We start from the raw sequence: 14,284 nt of genomic DNA, 5'->3' as shown, positions 1-14,284 counted from the left end.
TTTTAATGAGTTAACGAATGATTCCACGTGTTGAACGTTTGAAAAATTCAACAAAGAAACTAATCGCTGATTCTTTCGCCGCAACTTGTTCAATTTCAGGCATGACTTCTTCTAATGTTTTGCCACTGCGGTAAATTAGTTTATATACATTACGTACAGCATGTAGTGTTGGTTTATCAAAGCCACGGCGTTTTAGCCCTTCAATATTCACACCAAATGGTTTTGCATGGTTACCTTGTGCCATCACATAAGGTGGAACATCCTGACTCACCATAGAACCACCACCCAGCATCACATGCGCCCCTACAATGACAAATTGATGAATTGCAGACATACCACCTACAATCACAAAATCATCCAATTCAACATGACCAGCAAGCGTTGCGTTGTTAGCTAAAATACAACGATTTTTAATACGGCAATCATGTGCTACATGCACATTGACCATCAATAAATTGTCATCACCAATAACAGTCACACCACCACCTTGAGTTGTCCCACGATGAATGGTCACGCTTTCACGAATACGATTACGATTACCAATGACCGTTCTCGTTGGTTCACCTTGATATTTTAAATCTTGGTTAGTATCACCAATACTTGCAAATTGAAAAATTTGGTTATCGCAACCAATTTTAGTAATACCCTTAACAACCACGTGAGAATGTAAAACTGTTCCGCGACCAATTTCAACCTCTGCACCAACGATACAGAAAGGACCGATAACAACATTTTCACCAATTTTAGCGCCATCTTCGATAATGGCAGTTGGATGAATTTGCGCTGTTGAGTGGATCATTCTTGACTCCTTAATTATTATGCAGGACGGCGAGCACACATTAATTCAGCTTCACAGACAACTTGTCCATCCACTGTCGCAACACCCGTGAAACGCGTTACACCACGACGTTCTTTCACAAAGTGAACCTCCAAAATCATTTGATCGCCAGGCAACACTGGGCGTTTAAAACGCGCATTATCAATTGCAGCAAAGTAATATAGCTCATTCTCTAATTTACGGTGTGTAATACAAGCTAAAACCCCTGTCGCTTGTGCCATTGCCTCTAAAATAAGTACGCCAGGAAAAATAGGCTGTTCAGGGAAATGACCTGTAAAACAAGGCTCATTTACACTGATATTTTTTACTGCTTTTAACCACTTACCTGCTTCATAATCCGTTACACGATCCACAAGTAAGAACGGATAACGATGTGGCAGTAAGGTCATAATTTCATTTGCTTCAATGGTTTTTACTACAGTATTTTCAGTTGTCACAATAGTACCTTTCAATTAAAAATAAAAATGATAAAACTAGCCAAATTATACGGTATTTAACCGTTGAATACAAAACGAACCGCGAAAAAGTGCGGCTCGTTTTTTACGTTACTTCTTCTCAAATTGCTTCTCTAAGGCTTTCAGTCGTTTGTTCATACTATCTATGCCTAAGGTCAGTGCAGCCGTTTTACGCCACTCTTTATTGGTTTGCAACGGAATACCAGAAGAATAAACACCAGGTTCTGTAATTGGACGCATCACCATGCCCATTCCAGTAATCGTCACTTGATCACAAATCTCCATATGACCATTGATCACACTTGCCCCACCAATTAAGCAATAGCGACCAACAGTTAAACTGCCAGCCATGATCACACCACCAGCAACTGCAGTACCTGTTCCAATATGTACGTTATGTGCAATTTGGCATAAATTATCAATAATCACATTATCTTCAATTACCGTTGCATCAAGCGCGCCACGATCGATACAAGTACAAGCACCGATTTCAACATGATTACCAATAATCACTTGCCCGACCTGAGGAATTTTAATCCAGCGACCACGATCATTAGCATAACCAAAACCATCACTACCAATTACAGCACCTGATTGAATCAAACAATGTTGTCCAATTTCAACATCATGATAAACGCTGACATTAGCCCAAAGCTGTGTATTTGCACCAATTTTAGTCTTCTTACCAATAAAACAGTTCGCCCCGATAACAACGTTATCACCCAGTTGAACTTCATCTTCAATCACTGCATTGGCACCAATTGATACATTATTACCTAGTATTGCACTTTCAGAAATAACCGCGCTTGGCGCAATGCCTGAAGCCGCTTTTGGCGTGTTATCCATATATTGTGCTAAAACAGCATAAGCGACGTAAGGATCTTTAACGATTAATAAATTGCTGTGTGCTGCACAGAATTCTACATCCGCTTCCGAAACAATCAAGATAGCGGCTTTTGATTCTGGTAATAATGTGCGAAATTTAGCATTGGAAATAAAAGTAAGCTGCTTGTCATTTGCCTTATCTAAAGGCGCGATACTTTCAACAACAACATCGGCGTTACCACGAATGGTAGCGCCGATTTGTTGTGCTAATTCTTGTAGAGAATAGACTTGCATTATTTCGCCTGTGTTGCAGGAATCGCTTTTAATACGTCTTCAGTAATATTTTTTGCATCATCTGCAAATACCACTGCGCTTTCATTCAAGACTAAAGTAAACTTCTTCTCTTTAGCTACGTTATTCACTGCAGTTTGAATGCTGTTAACTAATTTTGTTGTTTCCTCACGTTCACGTTTTGCATAATCTTCTTGATATTTATTCACTTCTTCATCGTGTGCAACAACCAGTTTGTTAATCGCTTCTTGTTCTGCATTACCTAACTTGTTAATTTCTTCTTCACGTTTTTTGATATCTGCGCTACGTAATTTCGGCGCTTCTTTTTGTAATGCAGCAATTTTTGCTTCCACTTTTTTCTGCGAGGCTGCGATTTTCTCATCTACTTGCTTTTTATTTTCTGCAAGTTTCTCAACTCTTGATTTAAACTCAGCTTCTAACTTTTCAGCAACCATTTTGCGATCTGGATGATTTTGGAATAAATAATCTCCACTTACAAATGCAATATTCTCAGCAGCCATAGCTAAAGAAGATGTGAATGCTAATGCTAAAGAAAGTGCGGTTACTTTTAATGCTTTTTTCATTGGTTCATTTTCCTATTAAGTAAATAATATTAAATTATATTCTGTGCCTTTACTATCAGGCACAGATACGCGTTTAGACTACGAATTTTGTCATAAGTTCCAACATGTTACTAGAATGTGCCACCAATACTGAACTGGAATTGCTCAATCTCATCACCTTGATACTTTTTAATTGGTTTCGCATAAGAGAATACTAGCGGTCCAATTGGTGATTGCCATTGTAATGCCACCCCAGCTGATGCACGAACACGACTTGGGTCACTATAATCTGGAAGTTTTAAACTCGCGAATTTGGCTTTGTCTTCAGCTTTCCAACGTGTATTCCATACACTCGCTGCATCAACGAATAATGATGTTCTCACTGAATTTTGGTTTTTATCCGCTACAAATGGCGTTGGTACAATGAGTTCGGCGCTTGCAGTTAACATTGCGTTACCGCCGATAATATCAGTGCTGGCTAAACAGTAGTCATTAGGGCAGTTCTTAGTACGATAAATTGCATTAGGTCCAATTGCACCATAAGCAAAGCCACGTAAGCTTCCAATACCACCCGCGCTATAATTTTGATAGAACGGTAAACGTTTACCGCTAAATCCATCAGCAAAGGACGCATTAATACGACTAGAAATCACCCAACCATGCTCGCGGTCAAGTGGGTAAAAACCTTGTGCTTCCGCATTTAACTTATAATATTTATTGTCCGAGCCTGGAATCGTAACACGTCCACCTACATTTGCTCTAATCCCTTTAGTTGGGAAATAACCGCGGTTTAAACTGTTATAATTCCAACCGAAAGAAAGATCAACGTCATGCGCTTTAAATGTCCAACTGTCATACTTCATTGCCGCTAAATAAAGCTCACGATTGTATTCAGGCACAACATTTTTCAACTTATTGAAAGTGTAGCCAACACCTAAATAATAAGAGTTATTTTCGTTTACTGGAAAACCTAATGTTAAGTTTCCACCATAAGTAGTACGACCATAAGAAGCAGAAGTGCTACTTTTTGAGCTATCATATTCTTCAAAAAAGACATTGCCACCAAGACTGACACCGTCTTTCGTAAAATAAGGCTCGTTATAACCTAAGTTAATTGTTGTACCATAATCATTACGTGAACCAGCCAAACTAATTGATGATCCCATTCCTAAGAAATTGTCTTGTTTAATACTTGCTTGGTAACTTAAACCACTTTCAGTCCCATAACCGACACCAAAGTTGATACTGCCTGTATTACGTTCTTTGACTTTATAGATTACATCAACTTGATCTGAACCTGGTACAGCTTCTGTTTTTGTTTCAACACTTTCAAAGAAACCTGTACGGTCTAAACGTAACTTACCAAGTTCCACTAATTCTGAAGATAACCATGCCCCTTCTTGCTGGCGCATTTCTTGACGTAATGTACTATCTGCACTGACTGTATTACCTTCAAAGCGAATTTGACGTACAGTATAAGTTTTACCTGCTTCGACGATGAAATCTAATGAAATTGTTTTATTTTGTTCATCAAAACTAGGATGCACATTTACCCGTGCGGTTGCATAGCCTCTTTCACCTAGTTTTGCTTTGATACGTTGCTCAACATCTAGTATATCAGCCCGACGGAAAGGTCCATTAATTTGAATTGTATCTAAAACAGGGGCAAGCTCCGCTGACATGCCACCTACGTCACCGATAATACGTGCACTTTTTACAATAAATAAATCACCTTCTTTAACTTTAATTGTAACGCGTGCTTCTTTCTTACTATCATCTAACTGGACATCAGTGTCTACAATTTGAAATTGTGCATAACCACGGTCTAAATAATAACTACGTATTGTTTCAAGATCTTTGTTAAATTGAGTCTGGTCAAACTTGTTACCAAACAGCTTCCACCACGAATCTGTTTGTAATTCCATTTGATCGACTAATTTACTTGTACTGAAAACAGTATTACCTTCAAACGTAATTTCTTTAAATAAAGCAACATCATCTTCATCGATCTGAATTTTCACTTCGGCACGGTTATTTGGTAAGGTATTAACAATGGTATCGACTTTCGCATTATAGCGACCAACGCTATGATAGTGTTCAAGAATACCTTTACGAAACTCTTCCAACTTCGCACGATTTAAAACATCCCCTACTTTAAAACCATTCGCATCTAAATTTTGCTTCAATGCTTCATCTGGGATAGATTTATTACCATCTAATACAACATCTGCAATAATCGGTTTTGGCATAACAGTCACAACTAACGTATTGCCTTCTCGTGTTGCTTTAACATCATCATATTGACCACTCATAAATAATTTGCGCACAACATTAGCAATATCATTATCTGTTGCACGCTGTCCAATACGAACAGGAAGTGCTGCTAGTACATTCCCTTCCGTACCTGTTTGGACACCGTCGACACGAATATCTTTAACAACAAACGGCGCAGCAAATGCACTGGTTGAACCAAATAATAAGCTCGCAATTAAAAGTTTTTTCATCGTGAATGTTATCCTGTAAGTAAAAAATTAATTATAAACGTAAAAAATCATTAAATAAGGCAAAACTCATTAATGTAATTAATAATGCTGCGCCAATTCGATAACTTACGTTTTGAATTCGTTCAGAAAGTGGTTTACCACGCACTGCTTCTGCTGCTAAAAAAACTAAATGACCTCCATCAAGCACAGGCAAAGGAAATAAATTCATAATGCCCAAATTAACACTGATCAATGCCATAAAGCCCAAATAATAAATAAACCCTATCTCAGAAGAGATACCCGCGCCTTTTGCAATAGAAATCGGCCCACCTAAATTATTCAAAGATAAATCGCCAGTAAACAGCTTGCTAATCACTTTAATCGTTAACCATGAAAGCTGAACCGTCTTCTCAACGGCTTTTTGCAAGGCCTCCAGAATATCATATTTTAGCTCTGTTCGATACTTATCAGAGATTGGATCAGCTGTAGGTGCAATTCCGACATACCAACGTTCTTTATTATTTAATTCGGGCGTCAGTAACGTTGAAAAAAACTGTCCTTCACGCTCAACTTTTACTGTAAAAGGTTTACCATCTTGTACCAATTTAAGAAAATCTTGCCAGTTCATTAAGCTTGAACCTTCATAAATTTTATCACCGACTTTCAATCCTGCTTTCTCTGCTGGTGAATCAGACTGCACCTTAGACAAAGTCATTTCTACTTTAGTTCGAACTGGTTGCAAACCTAATGCTGTGATTGCACTTTCTTTTTCAGGATCAAAACGCCAACCAGCTGTATTAAGCGTTTTTTGATACTCAAGCTCAGAGCCAAAGGACGCAACTGTAAGTACAATTTGTTGGTTACCCATTTTAGTTGCCAATAACATATTGATCGTTTCCCAATCTGCAGTCCGCGTACCATCAACTGCCATAATTTGAGAATGAGGTTCAATTTGGGCGTGAGCAGCTATAGAATTAGGTGTGATTTCAGCTACAACTGGTTTTATACTTGGAATTCCAACAGTATAAATCAGCAGATAAGCCAAAATTGCAAATAGAAAGTTAGCAATAGGACCCGCAGCAATGACAAATGCGCGTTGCGCTACTGATTTTTGATCAAATGCCCGTGATTTTAATGCCATAGGCACATCTTCATTACGGCCATCTAACATTTTGACATAACCGCCTAATGGAATAACAGATAGTGCAAACTCTGTACCTTGCTTATCTGTATGTGACCATAGTACTTTACCAAAACCAATAGAAAATCGGTGTACTTTTATACCGCACTTTCTAGCAGCCCAAAAATGGCCGTACTCATGTACTGCCACTAATACACCAATAACAATAATAAAAGAGGTAAACGACCACAAAAACGACATAATTCTTTGTTCCTAATTGAGTACTAAATGACAAAAAAATAAAAATAAGCAAAGAATGGAACTGCGGCAGTTAAACTATCAATACGATCTAAAATTCCACCATGTCCCGGAATTAATTGACTACTATCTTTAATACCACTTTCACGTTTAAACATGCTTTCTGTCAGATCACCTAAAATAGATACGGCAACAGTTGCAACAGAAAGCACGACAAAAGCAGGAATTGATACACCAGATAACAAACTTTGTTGGGTAAATTGAATGAAAACTGTGGCTAATATACCTGCTGTAATTAACCCCCCAAATACGCCTTCCCAGCTTTTACCTGGTGATACCTTAGGGGCAAGTTTATGCTTACCAAATTTACGACCAGCAAAATAAGCGCCTGAATCAGCACTCCATACTAAAATAAAGACATACAATAAAAGTGCTAAGCCATGATATTGATCCGTGATGTAATGATCTAAACGTAAACGCAATACAGCAGCTAAAAAAGGAATAAGAGTAAAAAAAGCAAAGATAAACTGAAGTAACTTATTTTTTCTCCAACTCGCTGCTGATTTAGGATAGTTGACCACTAAACCTAATGCGACTGCCCACCATATCACTGAAGATAAAAGAATGAGAGGCATATAATCTTCAAAAACTCGCCCCGCATTTAAATAATCGCTTTCGCCATAAATCCATAAAAATAAAAATGCAGCAGCAAGCCCTGTAATCCCCAAACGCCAAAAAGGTAACTTAAACTGTGCAAATTGCGTCCACTCCCAAACAGCAAGTATAACAACTGCACTTAAGGCAAGAGCAAAGTAGAAAGGAGAAAAGAAAAATAATGCCACAAATACAATTGCAATCAAAAAAATTGCAGATAAGACACGTTCTTTAAGCAAAATTTAATCCTCTTATTATTCTGAGCCACCAAAACGGCGGTGGCGTTGTTGATAAGCAATAATTGCTTTACTAAATTCCTTTTCATTAAAATCTGGCCAAAGTACATCTGAAAAATATAATTCAGCATAAGCGATTTGCCATAATAAAAAGTTACTAATTCGTTGTTCACCACTCGTTCTAATTAACAAATCAACTTGTGGCTGTTCTTTAGTGACTAAATAACGTTGCAATAACTCTGCACTAATATCTGAAACATCAATTTTATTCTCTTTAACTTGTTGTGCTAAATTTTGTGTTGCTTGCACAATATCCCAACATCCACCATAATTCGCGGCAATATTTAATGTTAACGCCGTATTGTTTTCTGTTAATTTTTCTGCTTGCGCAATCTTATTTTGTAAATTAGAACTAAACCCTGTTACATCGCCAAGAATATTCAATTTAATATTATTATTATGTAACTTTTTCACCTCTAGATCTAAAGCTTGCATGAATAAACTCATTAATGCACTTACTTCTTGCTCTGGACGTGCCCAATTTTCACTGCTAAATGCATATAAAGTGAGAACTTTTATTCCCACTTTTCTAGCATAAGATACGGCTTCTCGTACTGCTTTAATTCCATGTTTATGACCAAAAATACGCATTTTGCCTTTTTGTTTCGCCCAACGCCCATTTCCGTCCATAATAATGGCAACATGCTGTGGAATATTGTTTGGATCAAGTTCTATCATATATTCTCAAATTTCTGACCGCACTTTGCGCCACTATACCATAAGGGATAGTGATGTTAAAAACTTAAAATTACTGTTTTTGCTAATTCCCGTGCTTTTTGATCAACTTCTAGTACATCCTCAATACAAGTAATTCTTTGTGGTGAAATTTTATCTACAACTTGCTGATTTACTTGTGCAATTTCGATAAATTTAATCTGATGGTTCAAAAAGCTTTCTACTGCAATTTCATTTGCTGCATTCATAGCAGTGGTTGCATATTGACCAGCAGAAAATGCATCAATCGCTAATTTTAAGCAAGGGTAGCGTTGATAATCTGGTTGTATGAAAGTCAATCCATTCAATTGATAAAAATCTAATGCTTCAACACCAGCAAAAATTCGACTTGGATATGCCATAGTTTCAGCAATAGGAGTCCGCATATCTGGATTTCCCATTTGCGCAAGTACACTACCATCAATATAGCGCACCATTGAATGAATAATAGACTGAGGATGAATAATCACCTCTATTTCGTCTGCATTAGCATTAAATAACCAACGCGCTTCAATATATTCCAAACCTTTATTCATCATTGTTGCAGAGTCTACCGAAATCTTCTTCCCCATAGACCAATTTGGATGAGCGACAGCTTGTTCTGGTGTTATATGTGCGAACTCGCTTAATTCCATATAACGGAAAGGTCCCCCTGATCCTGTTAACACAATTTTACTAATACCTAATTCAGAAAGTGCGCAAAATCCAATTTGTTGTTGCGCCTCTGGAGGTAAGGATTGAAAAATAGCATTATGTTCGCTATCAACTGGCAGCAGTTGCGCCTTATTATTACGAATTTCATCAATAAATAATTGACCACAAGTGACTAAAGCTTCTTTATTCGCTAATAAAACACGCTTGCCTGCTTTCACTGCTGATAAAGTTGGTAATAGTCCTGCTGCACCAACAATCGCCGCCATTACCATATCGACCTCAGGATGTGCGGATAGTTCACAAATAGCTGTTTGACCTGATAAAACTTGCGTTGGGCATTGATGGGCTTTTAATTTTTCGGCTAATTGTTTTGCCGCACACTCATCATCGAGGGCAGCAAAGTGCGGTCGAAATTTCAAACATTGTTGGAACATCAATTCAACATTGCGCCCGCCAGCTAACGCAAAAGCATGATATTTCTCAGGATTATGTTCAATCACTGATAAAGTACTTGTTCCAATCGATCCTGTCGATCCTAACACTACGATATTTTGTTTATTTTGCATAAATTTAGACCGCACTTTCATTATTTAAACCTGATTTAAATTAGCTCTATTGTTTTCTTTTCCAACATAACAAAAGACGCAGTAACTTACTGCGCCTTTAATTTTAATCTATAATAAAGAGCTTAAAAATCTAATAATTCTTTTTCTTTATCTACTAATACTTCGTCAACTTTCTTCACATAAGTATCAGTGATTTTTTGAATTTCATCTTGTGCTTTACGCTCTTCATCTTCACTGATCTCTTTATCTTTCAATAATGCTTTGATTTGATCATTGGCATCACGACGCACATTACGTACAGCGATTTTACCTTGTTCCGCTTCACCTTTTACGATCTTAATTAAATCACGACGACGTTCTTCTGTTAATGGAGGTAATGGTACACGAATAGTCGTACCTGCTGATGAGGGATTCAGACCTAAATCAGATGTTAAAATCGCTTTTTCTACAGCACTAATTAAACTACGATCAAATACCGTAACTGCTAATGTACGTGCATCTTCAGCGACGACATTTGCTAACTGACGTAATGGCGTTGGTGAACCATAATATTCTACTTGAATGCCATCAAGTAAACTTGGTTGAGCACGACCTGTACGTACTTTAGAAATATGGTTTTTAAAGGTTTCTAAACTTTTTTCCATACGCGCTTGCGTATCTTTTTTAATTTCATTAATCACAAGAATTCCTTCTTTATAGTCAATAAATCTGAGTTAATAGCTTGGCTGTAAGTTTAATCTAAATTAATATAAAAATCACGATAACATTTTAGTCACAAATTAATGTGCCTTCAACTTCCCCTAAAATGACACGACGTAATGCACCAGATTTCCCCATATTAAACACACGAATTGGCATGTGATGATCACGCGCAAGAGTAAATGCGGCTAAATCCATCACTTGTAGTTCTTGTTCAATCACATCTGCATAATTCAGTTTGTGATAAAGTACTGCATCAGGGTTTTTCGTTGGATCACAGTTATATACTCCATCAACTTTAGTTGCTTTCAATACGACATCTGCTTCAATTTCAATGCCACGTAAACAAGCTGCAGAATCTGTAGTAAAAAATGGACTACCTGTCCCTGCTGAAAAAATCACAACACGTTTTTCACGCAACATTTTGATCGCTTCAGACCAGTTATAAGTATCACAAATACCATTTAATTGAAAAGCAGACATCAACTTTGCATTGACTTCTGCACGATGTAGTGCGTCACGCATAGCAAGCCCATTCATCACTGTTGCTAGCATACCCATATGGTCACCCACAACGCGATTCATACCTGCTTTTGCTAGTTTTGCGCCACGAAACAAATTACCACCACCAAGTACAACCCCAACTTCAACGCCCATTGCAACTAATTCTTTAATCTCTAATGCCATTCTATCTAAGATTGAAGGATCAATACCGAAACCTTCATCACCTTGTAATGCTTCACCACTGAGTTTTAATAAAATTCGTTTATAAATTGGTTGGCTCATTTTGTACCTCTTTTGATTCTGTAAGCAACAAATTTTTGTTATTTCTGACCGCACTTCATATCAGGTTCTCAAAAGAGATGTAAGTGCTCATATCCATCTCTCTGACAAAGAAAAGGCGAGTTACCTCGCCTTGATTTTAGAAATTAGATTTTTTGCATTGCTGCAACTTCTGCTGCAAAGTCTGATTCTACTTTCTCGATACCTTCACCTACTTCGAAACGCACAAAGCCAGTTACATCAGCACCATTTTCTTTTAAGAAATCACCCACTGATTTAGATGTGTCCATCACAAATGGTTGACCTGTTAATGAAACTTCACCAGTAAATTTCTTCATGCGACCTTCAACCATTTTCTCTGCAATTTCACGTGGCTTACCTGATTCCATCGCGATAGCAACTTGAATTTCACGTTCTTTAGCAACTACATCTGCAGAAACATCTTCTGGTTTTACGAATTCTGGACGGCTCGCTGCAACGTGCATCGCGATCTTCTTAAGTAATTCTTCATCAGCACCTTTACCTGCAACTAACACACCAATTTTTGCACCATGTAAGTATGAACCAACCACATCGCCATCTAAGAATTGAACACGACGAATGTTCATGTTTTCGCCGATTTTAGCAACTAATGCTGCACGTTTCTCTTCGAACTGTGCTTGAAGTGCTTCAATTGTCACACCTTTGTTTGCTAATGCATAATCTGCTACTTCATTTGCTAATTCTAAGAAACCAGCATCTTTTGCAACGAAGTCGGTTTCACAGTTCATTTCAACTAACACACCGAAACCTGCACCAACACGTGCAAGGATTACACCTTCTGCTGCTACACGACCTGCTTTCTTAGCCGCTTTTGCTTGACCTGATTTACGCATGTTGTCAATTGCTAATTCAATATCACCATTCGCCTCAACTAACGCTTTTTTACATTCCATCATACCTGCGCCAGTACGCTCACGAAGTTCTTTTACTAATGATGCTGTGATTTCAGCCATTTTTTAATCCTCTGTCCACTCTATTTTGTGCAATTTTTTAACCGCACTTTTATATAAAAAAGCAGGGAACTCAATCAAGCCCCCTGCTAACCAATTAATCGTTGTGATTAATAATAAGGGCTTTCGCCTTATCTACTTAAATTACTCAGCTTCTGCAACAAAACTTTCTTCAGATACAGCATTTTGATTACGACCTTCTTTAACTGCCGCTGCTGCTGCTGAAAGATATAATTGAATTGCACGTGCTGCATCATCGTTACCAGGGATAACGTAATCAACACCATCTGGATCTGAGTTAGTATCAACGATAGCAAATACAGGAATACCTAAGTTATTTGCTTCTTTCACTGCGATGTGCTCATGATCTGCACCGATAACGAATAACGCATCTGGTAAACCACCCATCTCTTTGATACCACCAAGACTTAATTCAAGTTTCTCCATCTCACGAGTACGCATTAATGCTTCTTTCTTAGTTAATTTGTCGAAAGTACCGTCTTGAGATTGAGTTTCTAAATCTTTTAAACGTCTAATTGATTGACGAACTGTTTTCCAGTTAGTCAACATTCCACCTAACCAACGGTGGTTTACATAATATTGTTGACAGTCTAATGCTGCTGCTTTCACTGCTTCAGTTGCTGCACGTTTTGTACCAACGAATAAGATTTTACCGTTGTTACCTGCGATACGCGTTAATTCAACTAACGCATCATTGAACATAGGAACTGTTTTTTCTAAGTTAATGATGTGTACACCGTTGCGTGGTCCGAAAATGAATGGTTTCATTTTTGGATTCCAGTAACGAGTTTGGTGACCGAAGTGAACGCCAGCTTGTAGCATATCGCGCATTGAAACTTGTGCCATAATATTTTCCTTTTAAATTTGGGGTTTAGCCTCCACATACCAAGCAAATCGACCGTTTGGCACCCCGATTTACCCTCAAGATATGTGTGTGATGTCTAAGTTAAAAATTAAATGTCAATGTTATTTTTCAAAAGTCAAAATAACGGGGTGCTTTATACCATAAAGAGCGGTCAAATTCTAGCAATTTTTTCACTTCGAATTCGATTTGTGTTATAATCTTCACCACATTACATATCTTTAGTTATAAGGGGATCGTAATGAAAAAAGTACTCGTTCTGATTGTTCTCATTGCCATTGGATTTGGTTTCTACTGGAATCAATACCATCAAGGCACTGAACCCACTCATTTTGCCCATTCAAATGGACGTTTAGAATTTTCTCGCTTAGATGTTGCTAGTTTATATGCTGGACGAATTCAACAAGTTTTCGTCACTGAAGGCGAATATGTCAAAAAAGATGCCCTACTTGCTACACTCTCTTCTGACACTATCCAAGCACAAGTCGATACTGCCACAGCAAGAAAACAACAAGCACAACAAGCTGTTAAACGCACGTTAGTACAGATTGAAGCCCAACAGCAGCAACTCAAAACTGCACAGCTTGATGTTGATAATGCAACACAACTGCGAAGTAACAAATTAATCTCACAAGCCGAATTAGAAAAGCGGATTGCCTTACGCGATGCAGCAAAAGCTAACTTACATGCTTTAGAAATTGCCACGACAGAAGCACAAGCTGCTGTTGAACAAGCCAATGCACAACTCGCTCAAATCACTTCCATGCTGAATGATTTACAAATTAAAGCGCCTAAAGCTGGACGTGTTGAATATAAATTAGTCGATAGTGGTCATGTCATTGCAGCAGGACATAAAATCGTCAGCTTGCTAGATTTAACTGATGCAAGTATGAATTTATTCCTCCCTGCACCAATAGTAAATCAAATTCCACTCAATACGGAAGCACGTATTGTGTTTGATGGTTTAGAGGCGGTTTTTCCTGCTAAAGTCACCTATGTTGCAGCAGAAGCACAATTTACCCCTAAATTTGTTGAAACGGATACAGAACGTGAAAAATTGATGTTCAAAGTCAAGCTCCAAATCCCTGCTGATATTGCACAACAATACGCTAACTATCTGAAAGGCGGTATGACAGGTAATGGTTTTGTCCGTCTTAACACAACCGATTGGACACCAGAACTACAAATTAAGCTACCAAAATAACAATAG

At 37.9% G+C, this 14,284-nt stretch carries 14 protein-coding genes; 1 reads left to right on the top strand and 13 read right to left on the bottom strand.

The features are described from left to right. Window positions 1–10 precede the first annotated feature (10 nt). The 13 genes from lpxA to rpsB form a co-directional block, all read right to left on the bottom strand. A complete protein-coding gene (gene lpxA, locus ACFSAV_RS10425; protein ID WP_101775303.1) occupies window positions 11–799 on the bottom strand; it encodes an acyl-ACP--UDP-N-acetylglucosamine O-acyltransferase in 789 nt (262 codons plus the stop codon). A 17-nt stretch (window positions 800–816) separates the two neighbouring features. Continuing rightward, the gene (gene fabZ / locus ACFSAV_RS10420; protein WP_101775302.1) at window positions 817–1,275 is read right to left on the bottom strand and encodes a 3-hydroxyacyl-ACP dehydratase FabZ; all 459 of its coding nucleotides are present in this window, start codon (window positions 1,273–1,275) and stop codon (window positions 817–819) included. A gap of 108 nt (window positions 1,276–1,383) precedes the next feature. Next, entirely contained in the window at window positions 1,384–2,412 is a 1,029-nt protein-coding gene (gene lpxD, locus ACFSAV_RS10415) for a UDP-3-O-(3-hydroxymyristoyl)glucosamine N-acyltransferase (protein WP_379099356.1), read from the bottom strand. Beyond that, a complete protein-coding gene (locus tag ACFSAV_RS10410) occupies window positions 2,412–2,993 on the bottom strand; it encodes an OmpH/Skp family outer membrane protein (RefSeq protein ID WP_101775300.1) in 582 nt (193 codons plus the stop codon). Before ACFSAV_RS10410 ends, lpxD begins: the two co-directional genes overlap by 1 nt. 110 nt (window positions 2,994–3,103) lie before the next feature. Next, complete coding sequence (bamA, locus tag ACFSAV_RS10405) at window positions 3,104–5,476, bottom strand: outer membrane protein assembly factor BamA (RefSeq protein ID WP_379099353.1); 2,373 nt, start codon at window positions 5,474–5,476, stop codon at window positions 3,104–3,106. A 31-nt stretch (window positions 5,477–5,507) separates the two neighbouring features. Continuing rightward, window positions 5,508–6,836 (bottom strand): sigma E protease regulator RseP, encoded by a 1,329-nt coding sequence (gene rseP / locus ACFSAV_RS10400; RefSeq protein ID WP_379099351.1) that lies wholly within the window; start codon window positions 6,834–6,836, stop codon window positions 5,508–5,510. A 23-nt stretch (window positions 6,837–6,859) separates the two neighbouring features. Further along, window positions 6,860–7,726, bottom strand: a complete 867-nt coding sequence (locus ACFSAV_RS10395) for a phosphatidate cytidylyltransferase (protein WP_379099348.1) — start codon at window positions 7,724–7,726, stop codon at window positions 6,860–6,862. Between the two features lie 15 nt (window positions 7,727–7,741). Next, on the bottom strand, window positions 7,742–8,461 hold the full coding sequence (uppS, locus tag ACFSAV_RS10390; protein ID WP_379099346.1) for a polyprenyl diphosphate synthase: 720 nt from the start codon (window positions 8,459–8,461) through the stop codon (window positions 7,742–7,744). Between the two features lie 56 nt (window positions 8,462–8,517). After that, window positions 8,518–9,717 (bottom strand): 1-deoxy-D-xylulose-5-phosphate reductoisomerase, encoded by a 1,200-nt coding sequence (gene ispC, locus ACFSAV_RS10385; RefSeq protein WP_379099344.1) that lies wholly within the window; start codon window positions 9,715–9,717, stop codon window positions 8,518–8,520. Window positions 9,718–9,839: 122 nt separating this feature from the next. Beyond that, window positions 9,840–10,397: a ribosome recycling factor gene (gene frr, locus ACFSAV_RS10380; protein ID WP_379099341.1), complete on the bottom strand. Its 558-nt coding sequence runs from the start codon at window positions 10,395–10,397 to the stop codon at window positions 9,840–9,842. Window positions 10,398–10,485: 88 nt separating this feature from the next. Beyond that, the gene (gene pyrH / locus ACFSAV_RS10375) at window positions 10,486–11,202 is read right to left on the bottom strand and encodes a UMP kinase (protein WP_101775295.1); all 717 of its coding nucleotides are present in this window, start codon (window positions 11,200–11,202) and stop codon (window positions 10,486–10,488) included. 143 nt (window positions 11,203–11,345) lie between these two features. Continuing rightward, a complete protein-coding gene (gene tsf / locus ACFSAV_RS10370; RefSeq protein ID WP_379099337.1) occupies window positions 11,346–12,194 on the bottom strand; it encodes a translation elongation factor Ts in 849 nt (282 codons plus the stop codon). A 141-nt stretch (window positions 12,195–12,335) separates the two neighbouring features. Then, a complete protein-coding gene (gene rpsB / locus ACFSAV_RS10365; protein ID WP_101775293.1) occupies window positions 12,336–13,058 on the bottom strand; it encodes a 30S ribosomal protein S2 in 723 nt (240 codons plus the stop codon). A 257-nt stretch (window positions 13,059–13,315) separates the two neighbouring features. On the opposite strand from rpsB, the gene ACFSAV_RS10360 reads away from it, so the two are divergent. Further along, entirely contained in the window at window positions 13,316–14,278 is a 963-nt protein-coding gene (locus ACFSAV_RS10360) for an HlyD family secretion protein (protein ID WP_379099334.1), read from the top strand. Window positions 14,279–14,284: the final 6 nt, after the last annotated feature.

Origin of the sequence: Pasteurella oralis, from assembly GCF_042681465.1 — a bacterium.
Classification (GTDB): domain Bacteria; phylum Pseudomonadota; class Gammaproteobacteria; order Enterobacterales; family Pasteurellaceae; genus Pasteurella; species Pasteurella oralis.
Note: the sequence above shows the minus strand (reverse complement) of the source record. Positions and strands in the feature narration are given on the sequence as shown.